Here is a 14621-nt window from a genome sequence, read left to right as displayed (position 1 = left end):
CATGAGCCAAAGTCAGCACATCATCATAGTCGACGACGAGGCGCCGGCCCGCGAGATGGTCGGCGATTATCTCAAGATGCACGGCTTTACCGTGACGCTGTGCGACGGCGGCAAGAGCCTGCGCGGCGCGATCGAGGTCACGGTGCCCGATCTCGTCGTGCTCGACCTGAACATGCCGGAGGAAGACGGGCTTTCCATCATTCGCGACCTGAAAAGCCGCACCAATGTCCCCGTCATCATGCTGACGGCGACCGCAAGCCCGATCGATCGCGTGGTCGGGCTGGAACTCGGCGCCGACGATTACGTCGCAAAGCCTTGCGAATTGCGCGAATTGATGGCCCGAATCCGCTCGGTATTACGGCGCAGCGCTCCGGCGCGGGCGCAGGCCACAGCGCCTGAAGCCACAGCGCCGAAAGCGGCGAAGGACCAGTTGGTGCGGTTTGGAACCAAATGGCTCGACCTCGAGGCGCAGGCATTGCGCGACGACGAGGGTAACGAGCATCCGCTGACGGCTTCCGAATTCGGACTGCTGAAAGTATTCGCGGCCAACCCGAAGCGGGTGCTGTCACGCGAGCGTCTGCTGGAACTGGCGAACGCACGCGACAGCGAAGCCTTCGACCGCGCGGTCGATCTGCGCATCATGCGGATCCGGCGCAAGATCGAACCGGACCCGACCAAGCCTGCGGTCATCCGCACTATCCGGGGCGGCGGATATCTGTTCTCGCCATCCGGCGACAAGACCTGACGTGAAATCTTGCGCGATTACTGGCTCGTGGCAAACGAGCAGTCGGCACCCCCGCCGGAATTGTCCTTGATCACGGCAGGATCAAGCGTGCAATTCAGTTTGGTGACGCCTTCAATCATCGAGCCGGCCGCACCTTCTGCAACGACGCCCGCTGAACCCAACGTGGCGTAAAGCTCATTGGCCTCGCGGCCCTTCAGGCTGCGCTTGCCTTTCTTGAAAGTCAGTTCGCAACTTCGTTCGGCGATGGCGACGTTGCTGATCCTGCACGTAACGCTCTCGGCGGTGACCGACAATTTCCGTTTGTCGTGAGACTTAACGTTGCCGTCGAATATTCCCGCGATCAGCCTTTGCTCATAGGCGCTTAGAAGTGGCGAATACCGAGCCACCACCGCGGCGACCGCGAGAGCCGTTGCCCCCGATGTGCTCGCGGGCGCCGCCGAGGCAGCGGATTGACCGAGGATAACGATGAGAAAGATGGCCCTCGATGTTTTCAAGATCAGCTTCGTCATATCAACGCTCCATGGACCGAGGCACAAATTGGTGGGCTTGTCATAACAAAACCATAGGTAGCGTTACAACATGACACATTGTTAGGATTTTGTGAGCTTTTTGGCCGGCGCACATTTTTCCGGGACAAGATTTCCGGGACGAGAGACGAGAGCAGGTTCCAAAGCCGCACAGACACGAATGCGGCGCAATTCAAGTCGAAAAGCTCGTAAGCAAGCGCCGACCCGCAGCCGCATCACCTGTCCGGCCAACCAGTACCTGAACGGGGTGTGCTCGGACGCGAACGGTGACGATGTTGAACAAAACATTCTTGTTCTTTTGCGAGCTTGCCGTTTGCTGGATCACCGCATCGTGCGCAATCGCGCAGGAAGCCAAATTCCAAAGCCGGCAAGTCACGCCGGCCGGCGAATACACATTCGGTATCGAAGGACCGGCTGTCGACGGAAGCGGAAATCTCTACGTCGTCAATTTCGGCAAGCCCGGCACGATCGGGAAACTGCCGGCTGGCGCCTCGCAATCGGAACTGTTCGCGGTCCTGCCCGAAGGCAGCGTGGGAAATGCAATCCGTTTCGATCGCGACGGCCGCATGTTCGTCGCCGACTACAAGAAGCATAATATCTTCCTGGTCAGCGCGGACGGGAAAGACGTCGAAACCTATTTCCATTCCGACGATTTCAATCAGCCCAACGATATGACGATCGCGACGGACGGCACGATCTATGCGAGCGACCCCCATTGGAAGCAGCACGACGGGCAGGTCTGGCGGATTGGGAAATCCTCCGACGGCGCCGTTACCGGAGAACGAATGATCGCCGATCGCCATATGAGCACCACCAACGGGATCGATCTCAGCCCGGACGGCAAGACGCTCTATGTCGGCGAGTCCGATACGCGAGAAATCTGGTCGTACCGGATCGACGGCAGCCACCTTCTCTCGCCGACACTCGTGAAGCGATTCGACGATTTCGATATTGACGGCCTGCGCACCGACACCGCCGGAGACCTGTTTGTGGCACGAATCCTCAAAGGCACCATCGCCGTGCTGAATCCGCAGGGGAAATTGAAGCGGGAAATACCGCTTAATGCCAGGGAGCCGACCAATCTCGCCTTTGGCGGCCCTGACGGAAAGACGGTTTTTGTGACACAGCGCAAAGGCGGGTTCGTTGAGTCATTCCGTACCGACCGCCCGGGCCGTGAAACCTGTCTCCGGGCCTGTAGCGAACGGAAATAGGCCGCGGAATACCTGCCTACTGGATCGGGAAACCCGCAAATTCGCAACCAACGAAAAGGTTCCGCGTTTTCGGCTCAGTGGGCCGCCGAGGCGGCGAAACAACAACCTAAAATTTACCTCATTCAAATTGCTCACATTTCCTGTCCGAATGTTTCGTCGCCGAAGTGACGACGAAACAATTCTCCTGCGCATGAAACCATTTTCCGCTTTTCGTGCAGACGTCCCGAAACGTTGGCTCTTTACCAATTTGCCCAACGGAGCGCCGCAACGTAGCGGTCAGTGGGAGCCTGTCATGCAGAACGTCATCGCCATCAATGAAGCAGCCCGCCAGGGCATCATCGCCGCCCAGGCGACCTCGGATGAGATGCTACTGGAAAGTATTGCCGATGGCGGCCGTACAGCGATGCACATCCTCTATTCCCGTCACAATGTGCGGGTTTACCGCTTCATCCTTCGCATGGTCCGGGATGCCACCATGGCGGAAGACCTTGTCAGCCAGGTCTTCCTGGACGTGTGGCGCACCGCCAGTCAGTTCGAAGGCCGCTCTCAGGTGTCCACGTGGCTGTTATCGATTGCCCGCTTCAAGGCGCTGACCGCGCTGCGCCAGCGCCGGCATGAGGATCTCGACCAGGAAGACGTGCTTGAAATCGCCGATGAGGCGGACACCCCGGAAGCCTCGCTGGATCGCAGCAACACCAGCGCCATCCTGCGCGCCTGCGTCGCGAAACTGTCACCGGCGCACCGCGAGATCATCAACCTCGTCTATTATCACGAAAAATCGGTGGAAGAGGTCGGCAAGATCATCGGGATTCCGCAAAGCACGGTGAAGACCCGGATGTTTTATGCCCGCAAACAGCTCGCAGATCTGCTCCGGGTAGCCGGCGTCGACACCCTGGCAGCGTGAACTGAGCGTCAAATATCGCTTTCAAAGACTTTTAACGACCCGAATGGAATGACGTTCCTCGGGTCGTTTTTGTATGCGCGGCCATGTTCGCCGCTTTCCAGAGATGGCAGCTATCCATCCCACGCGCGAATTCATCCGCTTGTATAGTTCCAACGCAACCATAAGCGCTATAGGGTGGCTCCCTATAACGATGGATGGGTGTCATGTTCGAAGGCTGGGATGCAGCGGTGTTGGCCCGGGCGCAGTTTGCCTTCACGATGTCATTTCACATCGTATTCCCAGCCTTCACGATCGGGCTTGCAAGCTACCTCGCGGTACTTGAAGGGCTGTGGCTGTGGACCGGGCGCGAAGTCTTCATCAATCTGTTTAATTACTGGCTGAAGATTTTCGCCGTCACGTTCGGGATGGGCGTCGTATCGGGCATCGTGATGTCCTACCAGTTCGGCACCAACTGGTCGGTGTTTGCAGACAAGACCGGCCCGGTGATCGGCCCGTTGATGGCCTATGAGGTGCTGACCGCATTTTTCCTGGAAGCGGGCTTCCTCGGCGTGATGCTGTTCGGCCTGGAGCGAGTCGGCCACAGGCTGCATTTCCTCGCCACGCTGATGGTCGCGACCGGCACCCTGATCTCGGCGTTCTGGATTCTGTCCGCCAATTCCTGGATGCAGACGCCGGCCGGCTATGCGATCAATGCCGACGGGCAATTCATCGCCGCCGACTGGCTCAAGGTGATCTTCAATCCCTCGTTCCCCTATCGTCTCGTCCATATGGTTCTGGCGGCCTACCTTACGACGTCGCTGGTGGTGGGCGCCGTCGGCGCGTTTCATCTGTGGCGCGATCAGCATCTGCCCGGTGCGCGGGTGATGTTTTCGATGGCGATGTGGATGGCCACCCTGGTGGCCCCGATCCAGATTCTCGCGGGCGACCAGCACGGCCTCAACACGCTGGAGCATCAGCCGACCAAAATCATGGCGATGGAAGGCCATTACGAGAGCCACAAGGACGGCGCGCCGCTGATCCTGTTCGGCCTGCCCGACCAAGCCGCCGGCAAGGTCAAATACGCGGTCGAAATTCCAAAACTGGGTTCGCTGATTCTGAAACATTCGCCCGACGCCCCGATGGCAGGCCTCGATACCGTGCCGCGCGAAAACTGGCCGCCGGTGCCGATCACCTTCTGGTCGTTCCGGGTCATGGTCGGGTTGGGATTCCTGATTCTCGGGCTTGGCCTGTTCAGCCTTTGGAATCGCTGGCGCGGCACGCTGTATCAGTCCCGCCTGTTGCATATGTTTGCGATGGCGATGGGACCGGCAGGCTTTATGGCCGTGCTCGCTGGATGGATCACCACCGAGACCGGACGTCAGCCGTTCACGGTCTACGGGCTGTTGCGAACAGTTGAATCGGCTTCGCCCTTGGCGGCACCCGCGGTCGCCTCGTCGCTGATCGCATTCGTAATCGTCTATTTCACGGTGTTCACCACCGGCGTGGTCTATCTCCTGCGGTTGATGGCGGCACCGCCGCATCGGGGCGAGGAAGGACCGCGCGGCGATATCCCTGCCCGCGCCGCCGGGATTACGCCCGCGGCCGGTACCGTAACCGGTGGGGCTGTCTGATGGCCAGCAGCATCGACATCGCGACGATCTGGGCGTTCATCATCGCCTTCGCCGTCTTCGTCTATATCGTGATGGACGGATTCGATCTCGGTCTCGGCATCCTGTTTCCGTTATTTCCAAACAAGGCCGACCGCGACGTCATCATGAACACCGTGGCACCGGTTTGGGACGGCAACGAAACCTGGCTGGTGCTCGGCGGTGGCGGCATGATGGCGGCGTTTCCGCTGGCCTATTCGGTGCTGATGCCGGCGCTGTACACGCCGATCATCGCGATGCTGATCGGGCTGATCTTTCGCGGCGTCGCCTTTGAATTCCGCTGGCGTACGACACAGAGCGGACGAAACCGCTGGGATCTCGCTTTCGCAGGTGGATCGCTGGTGGCGGCACTGGCGCAGGGGATCGCGCTCGGTGCCATCCTGCAGGGCATCCATGTCGACGGGCGGCATTATGCCGGCGGCTGGTGGGATTGGCTGACTCCGTTCAGCATTCTGACCGGCCTCGCGCTGGCCATAGGCTATGCGCTGCTCGGCGCGACATGGCTGGTGCTCAAGACCGAGGGCGAGCTTCGCGACAAGGCCTACCATCTGAGCTGGGTTTTCCTGTTCGCGATGCTGGGCGCCATCGGCGCGGTCAGCATCGCCACGCCGTTCCTCCATGTCCAATATGCCCAGCGCTGGTTCACCTGGCCGAATGTGCTCCTGACCGCGCCGGTACCGGTCGCGGTCGCCGCGGTCGCCGTGATGCTGCTGCGCAGCCTCGCCGGCAAGCGGGATTACCAGCCGTTCTTTTTGTCGCTGGCGCTGTTCGCGCTGTCCTATGCCGGGCTTGGCATCAGCATGTGGCCCTACATCGTGCCGCAGAGCATCACCATCTGGCAGGCGGCCGCGCCTGAAAATAGCCAGGTCTTCATGCTGGTTGGCGTCGCCGTACTGGTGCCGCTGATCCTCGGCTATACCGGCTGGGCCTATTGGGTATTTCGCGGCAAGGTAAAAGCCGGAAGCGGCTATCATTGATGCCAACGCCGCCCAAAACGCGCCCCCTCGCCCAGCGCCTGCTGTGGTTTGTGGCGCTTTGGCTCGGCGGCGTCGGCACGGTTGGCCTCGTATCGTTCGGGCTGCGGCTGTGGATCGCACCGAAATGAGATTTTTGAGACAGTTTTGTGTGCTCGATCCCTGACAAAAATCTCAAATATTCCAGCAGGATATCCGGATTGCTTGCCTTCGCGCCGTCCCTGAGATTTGATGGTGCGGTGATTTGGCAAACCATGATACGGAAGCGGCCAATGAGGAGCGCGTCGATGACGAAATTCCGGCACCTGATCTGGATGGTGACTGCTGCTGTTGGCCTTACGCTTTCGATCTCGCAAAGCTACGCGCAGCAGCCTGACGTCGGCGACCAGCCTGGATTGCTGGCGGATGATTCCGTGGAGCTCGAACCGGAATACCGCAAGCAGATGGTCTACTACCGCTCGACCGAGCCGCCGGGCACCATCATCATCTCTACCGCGGAACGTCATCTTTATCTGATCCAGGGCAACGGCCGCGCCATTCGCTATGGCATCGGCGTCGGCCGCGATGGATTCCAGTGGCAGGGGCTGCTGAACATTTCGCGCAAGGCGGAATGGCCGGATTGGACACCGCCGCCGGAAATGATCGTGCGCCAGCCCTACCTGCCGCGCTTCATGGCCGGCGGACCGGGTAACCCGCTCGGCGCGCGTGCGATGTATCTCGGCACCACCGTCTATCGCATCCACGGCACCAACCGGCCGGATACGATCGGCACTGCGGTTTCTTCCGGCTGTTTCCGGCTGGTCAACGCCGATGTCGCGGACCTCTACGAGCGCGTGCCTGTCGGCACCAAGGTTATCGTGCGGCAGAAGCCGGAATTGTAATTGCGACGGCTGCGTTCCGCGGCCGATAATTCTTTCCAGACATTACGAGAGACAGATCATGCGCACATTTCGAGGCGGCCTCCTGATTGGGCTGGCGGTCGCAGTCGCGGTCGCGGTCGTGGCCATCACCTATGAACGCTACGACACAAAGACCCTCAAACGGACGATCCGTCGCGGCGAGGTCTTGTGCGGTGTCAACACCGGCCTGCCCGGTTTCTCGATCCCCGACGACAAGGGCAACTGGACCGGCTTCGATGTGGATTTCTGCCGCGCGGTGGCCGCGGCGATCTTTGACGATCCGACCAAGGCGAAGTTCATCCCGCTCGACGCCAATGAGCGTTTCAAGGAGTTGCAGAATCGCAAGGTCGATATTCTCTCCCGCAACTCGACCTGGAGCATGTCGCGCGAGACGTCTTACGACCTCTATTTTCCGGCCGTCGCTTATTATGACGGCGAAGGCTTCATGACCCCACGGTCGCGCAATATCGATTCGGCGCTCGATCTCAACGGCAGCAAGGTCTGCGTGCAGGCGGAAACCACCACCCAGCTCAACCTTGCCGACTATTTCCGCGCCAACAACATCAAATACCAGGAGATGAAGTTCGCCAAACTGGAAGAAGTCATCAAGGCCTATGACACCGGGCAGTGCGACACCCTCACCGCCGACGTCTCCCAGCTTTATGCGCTGCGCCTGAACCTCGGCAAGCCGGGCGATCATGTCATCCTCCCCGACGTCATTTCAAAGGAGCCGCTGGCGCCCGTGGTGCGCGAGCGCGACGATGACTGGATGCTGATCGTGAAATGGACCTTGTATGCGATGATCAATGCCGAAGAACTCGGCATCACCTCCAAAAACATCGACGAGGCGCTGAAGTCCAAGAAGCCCGACGTGATGCGGCTGGTCGGAACCGAGGGCAATTACGGCGAAGAACTCGGACTGACCAGGGACTGGGCGGTTCGCATCATCCGCCGCGTCGGCAATTACGGCGAAGTCTATGAGCGCAATGTCGGCTCTGGATCGAAGCTCGGTATCCCCCGCGGCCTCAACCAGCTCTGGAACGCCGGCGGTATTCAGTACGCGCCGCCGATCAGGTAGCTCAAACCAGTCATTTCGGGGCGATGCGTAGCATCGAACCCGGAATCTCGAGATTCCCCGATGCGCAATTGCGCATCTGAGGTCTGGTCCTTCGGACCATCCCGGAATGACATCCTGGGATTTCAATAATTCTTCATTCGCGCCAATTGATCGGCATGGAAATTCGTATCTCCGAACAATTCCTGGCAGACCCGCGCGCGCTTCATGAAGAAGCCGATGTCGAACTGGTCGGTCATGCCCATGCCGCCATGCATCTGCACGCCTTCCTGAACCGCCAGGGTCGCGGTTGAGCCGGCGCGCGCCTTGGCGACGGCAACGGCCGCACCGGCATTCTCGACATTGCCGTCGAGCGCCTGCAACGCTTTCAGAACTGCCGCGCGGGTAATCTCGATCTCGATATAAAGCTGCGCGGCGCGATGCTGCAGCGCCTGGAATTCGCCGATCAACTTGCCGAACTGCTTGCGCTCCTTGAGGTAGCCGAGGGTGCGGCCGAACACTTCTTCACTCACACCGACCATTTCAGACGCCACCGCGCCGCGGCCGATATTGAGCACGCCTTCCAGCAACGCGCCGCCTTGATCGACCTCGCCGAGCACGCCGTCAGCATTGACCTCGACATTGTCGAATTTGATCCGCGCGGCATTGTGGGAATCGACCATCGCGGTGCGCTCGGTTTCGATGCCCCTGGTTTTGGGATCGACCAAAAATAATGTCAGCCCGTCGCACTCGCCGGGAGCGCCCGCCGTGCGCGCGGCTACGATCAGGAGGCCGGCGGTGTGGCCGTCGACCACAAAGGCCTTGTCGCCTTGAAGCCTGAAACCATTGCCGGAACGCACCGCCCGCATCGCCGTGTGCAGCGGGCGATGTTTCGCGCCCTCGTCAATGGCGAGCGCAGCGAGCAGCGAGCCATCGGCGATTTTCGGCAGGTGCTCGGATTTTTGCGCGGCACTGCCGCCCCGCGACAGTGCAGAGGTCGCGAGCACGGCGGTAGCCAGAAACGGCGATGGCATCAGCGTACGGCCGATTTCTTCCATCACCACCCCGGCCTCGACGCAGCCCAGGCCGCTACCGCCGAAATCTTCCGGCACCAGCAGGCCCGCAAAACCCATCTCGGCAAATGTCTTCCAGAGGTCACGGGAGAACCCGGTCGCGTCCTTGCTGTCGCGCAACTGCCGCAGATGCGACACCGGCGCCTTGTCGCTGATGAGCCCGCGTGCACTATCGCGCAGCATCGACTGTTCTTCGGTGAGGACGAGTGCCATTTGAGAATTCCTAGTAAGAGTTGTTTTCACACCGTCATTCCGGGATGGTCCGAAGGACCAGACCCGGAATCCAGAGGTCGTAACCACGAGATTCCGGGTTCGATGCTGCGCATCGCCCCGGAACGACGGTGGGCCCTAAGCCCCCGGCAGATCGAGAATTCGTTTGGCTACGATGCCGAGCATCACCTCCGACGTGCCGCCCTCGATCGAATTGGCCTTGGTGCGCAGCCAGGCGCGCGGCCGGGCGCCTTCCTTTGAGCGCTCGCTTTCCCATTCCAGCGCGTCGGCGCCTCCGGCGGACATCAGGAGTTCGTAGCGGCGCTTGTTCAACTCGGTGCCGTAATATTTCATGGCCGAGGAAAACGCCGGATGCGCCTGACCGGCTTTGGCCAGGTCAACCGCGCGCTCGGCGGCGCAGGCCAGCGCCGCTTCGTCGATCTCGAAGGTCGCGATTTGTCCACGCAGCATCGGAACTTCCAGACGGCCCTGCTCATCGGTCCCGACCGAATCCGCCGCGACTTGGCCCAATGGCCGGCCGACGCCGCGCTCGCCCATGCCCGAGATCATCGCGCGCTCGTGCTGCAGCAGATATTTGGCGACGTCCCAGCCGCGATTGACCGCGCCGATCACATTGGCCTTCGGCACCCGGACGCTGTCGAAGAAGGTTTCGCAAAATGGCGAACGACCCGAAATCAACAGAATGGGCTTGGTCGAGACGCCCTTCGACGCCATGTCGAACAGAATGAAGCTGATGCCATCATGCTTTTTAGCGTTGCTGTCGGTGCGCACCAGACAGAAAATCCAGTCGGCGAAATTGGCATACGATGTCCAGATCTTCTGGCCGTTGATGATGAAATCATCGCCATCGCTTTCCGCGCGAGTCTGCAACGATGCCAGATCCGATCCCGCGTTCGGTTCGGAATAGCCCTGGCACCAGCGGATCAGGCCAGCCGCGATCTTGGGCAGATGTTCTTCCTTCTGCGCATCGGTGCCGTATTTCAATAGCGCGGGTCCGAGCATGGAAATGCCGAACGACGTCAGCGGCTGGCGCGCGCCAATGGCAGCCATTTCCTGGCGCACAATCTTGGTCTGCTCGGGATCGAGACCACCGCCGCCATATTCCTTTGGCCAATGCGGTACGGTCCAGCCCTTGTCGCGCATCCGCTCGAACCAGACGCGCTGCGGCTGCGAGGAAAATTTGGTATTGCGGCCGCCCCAGAACGTATCCTCCTCCGAGGTCATCGGGCGACGCATCTCCGGCGGGCAATTGGCCTCCAGCCACGCACGCGTTTCACGGCGAAAATTTTCCAGATCGGACATTGTGGCGTTTCCATCTTCTATTGTTGGATCGACCTTAGCCCCGGCATGGCGGAATTCAATATATCTCTGGCGCACCCATGCGACCACGGATGTGGCCTTGGCCTCCGATCGGGTGTATGCGCAAAGCCGCAGCGATTGAAAAACAAGAGGAAACCCGGATGCGGCTAAAGTTGCTTTCGCCTGGCGAAATGAACGCGGAGCAGAAAGAAACCTACGACGAATCGATCGCGGGCAAGCGCGGTGCGCCGCCAGCGCCGATGATGGCCTGGCTCAATAGCCCGGAGATGGCACGGCACGCCACGCGTCTCGGCGGTGTGCTGCGATTCGATACGATCTTTCCGGCAAAACTGTCGGAGATCGCAATCCTCGTCACCGCGCGGCACTGGACCTCGCATTACGAATGGTTCGCCCACAAGCGTCTCGCGCTCAAGGGCGGCATGGATCCCGCCATCATCGAAGACATCAAGAATCGCCGCACACCGCGGTTCGACGACCCCCAGGGACAGATGATCTATGATGTCGCAAGATCGCTGCACGAAGGTCACGGCCTCAGCCAGGGCCTCTACGACGAAGCCGTGAAAGTGCTGACCCTGCGCGGCCTGACCGAAGTCATCGGGCTGTGCGGCTACTACACCATGGTTTCGATGACGCTCAACACGTTCGAGTTCGGCCTGCCGGAGGGAGAGGTTTCAGATCTTGCGTAACGGATGATCGTTGCATAGATCGGAAAAAGCCCCCCGAAGCAAACGGAGACAACATGCCCGACAATCCGACACCCATCATCGCGGGAACGCGGATCGGGCATGTGCATCTCAAGGTCGCCGATCTCGATCGCGCGCTCGGATTTTACTGCGGTGTGCTGGGCTTCGAGGTGATGCAACGCCTGAACTCCGGCGCGGCATTCATTTCCGCCGGCGGCTATCACCACCATATCGGCTTGAATACCTGGGAAAGCAAAGGCGGCCATCCCCCGCCGCCGGGAACCACGGGGCTGTTTCACACCGCGATTCTCTACCCGACGCGGCCTGCGCTGGCCGATGCGTTGCATCGCGTGATGAGCGCCGGAATCAAGCTCGATGGCGCCAGCGATCACGGCGTCAGCGAAGCGCTTTATCTGCGCGACCCCGACGAGAACGGCGTCGAGCTCTATTGGGATCGGCCGGAAGCGCAATGGCCGCGCCAGCCGGACGGATCGCTCGGGATGTTCACGCGCCGGCTCGATATCGATGATCTGTTGCGGCAACGGGTGGCTTAACTCAATTCGTCATTGCGGGCCAACGGGTCGCGCGACCGCGCGCCCGATGACAGGCTCCGCGAAGCAATCCACCTCGGCAGAAAGCTGGATCGCTTCGTCGCGCGGCTCCTCGCAATGACGATTTCATATCCGCCCGCCCTTCCCCCGCACCATGACCAAAGCCGCCGCAATCAACTCAAGGCCGATGCAGCCGTAAAACGGCAGACTATAGCTTCCAGACGCATCATGCAGCAGGCCGACCACGCCGGGACCGAACGCATAGGTGACCTGGTTGATCGCCGTGATCAGGCTCACCAGCACCCCGAACGAGCGGGGATCAAACTCACGCTGCACGATCAAAGACGGCAGCGTGATCAGATTGCCGACCGAAAACCCGAATAGCGCGCACGCCCCGATCAGCAACCACTCTTCACGTGAATTGATGATGATCGCCAACGCCACGGCCTGACTGGCGAACGAGATGGCAGAAGCCAGCCGCTGATCGAGCCGGTCGATCACGGTTGAGAACAATACGCGCCCGACCACCGCCATCGCCGTCAACAGCGCGACCGCAATCGCGGCGTGTTCCCGCCCGATCACCGGATCGAGAAACGATATCAGATGGACGATGAAGCCGACCTGCGCGAACAGCACCAACGCGAACGCAATCGACACGGTCAGAAACGCGCGATCGCGCAACGCCAAAACGCGTATCCGCGACGCCGGCAGAGCTTCCGCGTGCGCCAATTGCGTCGCGACACGGCCGGGCGGTGACCCGACAAAAATCAGGATGACGGGAATGATCACGCCGAGCATCACAAGCGCCGCCGATATCATCGCGGCGGAAAACCCGAAACGCCCGATCGCGGCGACCAATAGCGGCACGCCGAGAATGCCGCCGAAACTCGCGCCGTTCAGCGCCAGACTGATCGCCATGCCGCGCTTCTTGTCGAACCACAGGCCAAGCGTGTTGGTGATCACGCCGAGGCTGGTACCCGCCCAGCCGAAAGCAAGCACGGCATCGACAGCGTAAAGCTGCCAGGGCTCGGTGACCTGGCCGAGCAGGACCACCGCAGCGGCCATCGCAACAACGCCCGCCAGCAGGCAGTTGCGCGGACCGAACATCCGCATCGCTTCGCTGACGAACACCACGAGCAACGCGCCGAGCAAATAAAAGAAGGTCGTGCCCGACGAAATCAGCGACGCCGGCCAGCCGTGCAGGCGATGCAACTCGGCAACATAGACGCTTTGGCCGTAAAAGCCGAAGCACCAGCCGAAGATCGCCATCAGGAAACAGACCGCAACGATGCGCCACCCGTCGTAACGGACGGACGTTTCGGATATCTCCGTATGGCCGGAGGCGTCCATGCGCGTTCGTGTCCTGGATTGAAGCCGCACGCTAGCAGCTTCCGACCCGTAACGCTTCGATCTTTGCCGAAGTGTCTTATTACGGAATCAAGCCATCGACCTCAGCCGGATTCAAGTGAGCCGCGCGCCGCTTCTTCAACGACACTGCGGCGAGCACTGTGAGTCCGAGCAGGATCGGCGGGAACACCACCATGTTGACTGTCGACCAGCCATAATTCGCCAACAATTGCCCGGACGAGAATGATCCCACCGCCATCATGCCGAACACCAGGAAATCATTGAAGGCCTGAACCTTGTTGCGCTCCTGCGGCCGGTGTGTTTCCAGCACCAGCGCCGATGCGCCGACGAAAGCAAAATTCCAGCCGACACCGAGCACGATCAGCGTCGCCCAGAAATGCATTGCCGTAATACCGGAAAGGCCGATGGTCGCGGCAGCGGCTTCCAGCGCGAGACCGAACGCGACAATACGCGGCGCGCCGAAGCGGGTGATGAAGGCCCCCGTGAAGAAGCTCGGGCCGTACATCGCCACAATGTGCCACTGGATGCCGAAATTCGAATCGCTGAGACTGAGGCCGCACATCTTCATCGCCAGCGGCGCCGACGTCATGACCAGATTCATCATCGGATAGGCAATGACGCCGCACAGTGCCGCCGCGATGAACCGCGGCTGCCGCGCGATCTCCAGCAGCGGACGGCCGCCATGCAGATCCGCCGGCGCCGGCTTCGGCGCATCGACGCCCATAAGAACGGCCATCGCGATCAGTGCGGCGATCGCCTGCACCACAAAACTGAAGGCGAACAAATAAGGCTGCCAGACATCCATCGTCCATTGCACGAGTTGCGGGCCGAGCACACCCGCGAACACGCCGCCGGCCATCACCCATGACACGGCCTTCGGCCGGAATGCCGCGCTGGCGCCATCGGCCGCGGCAAAGCGATAGGATTGCGACACCGAGCCATAGAGACCGCCAAGGAACGTCGCGCAGCAAAACAGCGGGAACGACGCGTGAAGGATCGCGAACGCTCCGAGCAAGCCTGTCAACATGCCGCAACCGGTACCGATGATGAAGGCGACGCGGCGGCCATAGGCACGCGAGATCGCGCCGGTCGGCAGCGTGCCGGCGGCGAGCCCGGCCACATACATCGAGATTGGTACAGTCGCGAGCGAAATGCTTGGCGCCAATGAAGCGCCAACAATCGAACCGGTTGCAAAAATAACCGCCGAATTCGCGCCGGTCAGCGCCTGCGCGGCGGCAAGACGAACGACATTGGACCGCGCCCTGGCGTCACCGGAAATCTCGTCAGCAGCAGTCACGTCGATCATCGGCCGGTTTCCACCCATGCGGACGCGAAACATAGCCGCGATCCCGTCGAGTCTCATTGATTCAACGCATTATGCAGGGCGCTGTCGGCCCAATCAACCGATGCAAACGGGCGCGCGCCATGCGCCGTT

The 14621-nt window shown here is 60.8% G+C and carries 15 protein-coding genes; 10 read left to right on the top strand and 5 right to left on the bottom strand.

What is annotated here, in order from left to right; genetic code table 11:
- The first annotated feature begins 1 nt into the window (after position 1).
- Positions 2-745 carry a response regulator gene (locus HB676_RS20665; RefSeq protein WP_213739940.1) on the top strand — a complete coding sequence of 248 codons (744 nt, stop codon included), beginning with the start codon at positions 2-4 and terminating at the stop codon, positions 743-745.
- 17 nt (positions 746-762) lie between these two features.
- Here the strand turns inward: HB676_RS20665 and HB676_RS20660 are convergent, their stop codons facing one another.
- Positions 763-1254, bottom strand: coding sequence for a hypothetical protein (locus HB676_RS20660; RefSeq protein ID WP_213739939.1), 492 nt, complete (start codon positions 1252-1254; stop codon positions 763-765).
- A 290-nt stretch (positions 1255-1544) separates the two neighbouring features.
- On the opposite strand from HB676_RS20660, the gene HB676_RS20655 reads away from it, so the two are divergent.
- From HB676_RS20655 to HB676_RS20625, 7 genes are all read left to right on the top strand, one after another.
- On the top strand, positions 1545-2483 hold the full coding sequence (locus HB676_RS20655) for an SMP-30/gluconolactonase/LRE family protein (RefSeq protein WP_213739937.1): 939 nt from the start codon (positions 1545-1547) through the stop codon (positions 2481-2483).
- Between the two features lie 292 nt (positions 2484-2775).
- Positions 2776-3387: a sigma-70 family RNA polymerase sigma factor gene (locus tag HB676_RS20650; RefSeq protein WP_213739935.1), complete on the top strand. Its 612-nt coding sequence runs from the start codon at positions 2776-2778 to the stop codon at positions 3385-3387.
- Between the two features lie 203 nt (positions 3388-3590).
- Complete coding sequence (locus tag HB676_RS20645; protein WP_213739933.1) at positions 3591-4997, top strand: cytochrome ubiquinol oxidase subunit I; 1407 nt, start codon at positions 3591-3593, stop codon at positions 4995-4997.
- Positions 4997-6010 (top strand): cytochrome d ubiquinol oxidase subunit II, encoded by a 1014-nt coding sequence (gene cydB, locus HB676_RS20640; protein ID WP_213739931.1) that lies wholly within the window; start codon positions 4997-4999, stop codon positions 6008-6010. Before HB676_RS20645 ends, cydB begins: the two co-directional genes overlap by 1 nt.
- Positions 6010-6138, top strand: a complete 129-nt coding sequence (locus HB676_RS20635; protein ID WP_213739929.1) for a DUF2474 domain-containing protein — start codon at positions 6010-6012, stop codon at positions 6136-6138. Before cydB ends, HB676_RS20635 begins: the two co-directional genes overlap by 1 nt.
- Before the next feature lie 156 nt (positions 6139-6294).
- The gene (locus HB676_RS20630; protein WP_213739928.1) at positions 6295-6888 is read left to right on the top strand and encodes a L,D-transpeptidase; all 594 of its coding nucleotides are present in this window, start codon (positions 6295-6297) and stop codon (positions 6886-6888) included.
- A gap of 58 nt (positions 6889-6946) precedes the next feature.
- Positions 6947-7984 carry an amino acid ABC transporter substrate-binding protein gene (locus HB676_RS20625; protein ID WP_213739926.1) on the top strand — a complete coding sequence of 346 codons (1038 nt, stop codon included), beginning with the start codon at positions 6947-6949 and terminating at the stop codon, positions 7982-7984.
- Between the two features lie 122 nt (positions 7985-8106).
- Here the strand turns inward: HB676_RS20625 and HB676_RS20620 are convergent, their stop codons facing one another.
- Together HB676_RS20620 and HB676_RS20615 are read right to left on the bottom strand one after the other, a co-directional pair.
- Positions 8107-9246, bottom strand: coding sequence for an acyl-CoA dehydrogenase family protein (locus tag HB676_RS20620; protein ID WP_213739924.1), 1140 nt, complete (start codon positions 9244-9246; stop codon positions 8107-8109).
- A 135-nt stretch (positions 9247-9381) separates the two neighbouring features.
- The gene (locus HB676_RS20615; protein WP_213739922.1) at positions 9382-10566 is read right to left on the bottom strand and encodes an acyl-CoA dehydrogenase family protein; all 1185 of its coding nucleotides are present in this window, start codon (positions 10564-10566) and stop codon (positions 9382-9384) included.
- A gap of 158 nt (positions 10567-10724) precedes the next feature.
- On the opposite strand from HB676_RS20615, the gene HB676_RS20610 reads away from it, so the two are divergent.
- Together HB676_RS20610 and HB676_RS20605 are read left to right on the top strand one after the other, a co-directional pair.
- On the top strand, positions 10725-11270 hold the full coding sequence (locus tag HB676_RS20610) for a carboxymuconolactone decarboxylase family protein (protein ID WP_213739921.1): 546 nt from the start codon (positions 10725-10727) through the stop codon (positions 11268-11270).
- 53 nt (positions 11271-11323) lie between these two features.
- Positions 11324-11821, top strand: coding sequence for a VOC family protein (locus HB676_RS20605; RefSeq protein WP_213739919.1), 498 nt, complete (start codon positions 11324-11326; stop codon positions 11819-11821).
- A 123-nt stretch (positions 11822-11944) separates the two neighbouring features.
- On the opposite strand, the gene HB676_RS20600 is transcribed toward HB676_RS20605, so the two are convergent.
- Together HB676_RS20600 and HB676_RS20595 are read right to left on the bottom strand one after the other, a co-directional pair.
- Positions 11945-13168: an MFS transporter gene (locus HB676_RS20600; protein WP_213739917.1), complete on the bottom strand. Its 1224-nt coding sequence runs from the start codon at positions 13166-13168 to the stop codon at positions 11945-11947.
- Positions 13169-13247: 79 nt separating this feature from the next.
- The gene (locus HB676_RS20595; RefSeq protein ID WP_213739915.1) at positions 13248-14492 is read right to left on the bottom strand and encodes an MFS transporter; all 1245 of its coding nucleotides are present in this window, start codon (positions 14490-14492) and stop codon (positions 13248-13250) included.
- Between the last annotated feature and the right edge of the window lie 129 nt (positions 14493-14621).

Origin of the sequence: Bradyrhizobium sp. dw_411 (genome assembly GCF_018449695.1) — a bacterium.
Classification (GTDB): Bacteria; Pseudomonadota; Alphaproteobacteria; order Rhizobiales; family Xanthobacteraceae; genus Bradyrhizobium.
The sequence above is the reverse complement of the archived record's forward strand: the minus strand, read 5'-3'. Positions and strand labels throughout refer to the sequence as shown.

What these genes read in the sequence shown, in the direction of transcription:
- HB676_RS20665 (WP_213739940.1), top strand. Translation starts at nt 2, where the DNA reads ATGAGCCAAAGTCAGCACATCATCATAGTCGACGACGAGGCGCCGGCC.
- HB676_RS20660 (WP_213739939.1), bottom strand. Translation starts at nt 1,254, where the DNA reads ATGACGAAGCTGATCTTGAAAACATCGAGGGCCATCTTTCTCATCGTT.
- HB676_RS20655 (WP_213739937.1), top strand. Translation starts at nt 1,545, where the DNA reads ATGTTGAACAAAACATTCTTGTTCTTTTGCGAGCTTGCCGTTTGCTGG.
- HB676_RS20650 (WP_213739935.1), top strand. Translation starts at nt 2,776, where the DNA reads ATGCAGAACGTCATCGCCATCAATGAAGCAGCCCGCCAGGGCATCATC.
- HB676_RS20645 (WP_213739933.1), top strand. Translation starts at nt 3,591, where the DNA reads ATGTTCGAAGGCTGGGATGCAGCGGTGTTGGCCCGGGCGCAGTTTGCC.
- cydB (WP_213739931.1), top strand. Translation starts at nt 4,997, where the DNA reads ATGGCCAGCAGCATCGACATCGCGACGATCTGGGCGTTCATCATCGCC.
- HB676_RS20635 (WP_213739929.1), top strand. Translation starts at nt 6,010, where the DNA reads ATGCCAACGCCGCCCAAAACGCGCCCCCTCGCCCAGCGCCTGCTGTGG.
- HB676_RS20630 (WP_213739928.1), top strand. Translation starts at nt 6,295, where the DNA reads ATGACGAAATTCCGGCACCTGATCTGGATGGTGACTGCTGCTGTTGGC.
- HB676_RS20625 (WP_213739926.1), top strand. Translation starts at nt 6,947, where the DNA reads ATGCGCACATTTCGAGGCGGCCTCCTGATTGGGCTGGCGGTCGCAGTC.
- HB676_RS20620 (WP_213739924.1), bottom strand. Translation starts at nt 9,246, where the DNA reads ATGGCACTCGTCCTCACCGAAGAACAGTCGATGCTGCGCGATAGTGCA.
- HB676_RS20615 (WP_213739922.1), bottom strand. Translation starts at nt 10,566, where the DNA reads ATGTCCGATCTGGAAAATTTTCGCCGTGAAACGCGTGCGTGGCTGGAG.
- HB676_RS20610 (WP_213739921.1), top strand. Translation starts at nt 10,725, where the DNA reads ATGCGGCTAAAGTTGCTTTCGCCTGGCGAAATGAACGCGGAGCAGAAA.
- HB676_RS20605 (WP_213739919.1), top strand. Translation starts at nt 11,324, where the DNA reads ATGCCCGACAATCCGACACCCATCATCGCGGGAACGCGGATCGGGCAT.
- HB676_RS20600 (WP_213739917.1), bottom strand. Translation starts at nt 13,168, where the DNA reads ATGGACGCCTCCGGCCATACGGAGATATCCGAAACGTCCGTCCGTTAC.
- HB676_RS20595 (WP_213739915.1), bottom strand. Translation starts at nt 14,492, where the DNA reads ATGATCGACGTGACTGCTGCTGACGAGATTTCCGGTGACGCCAGGGCG.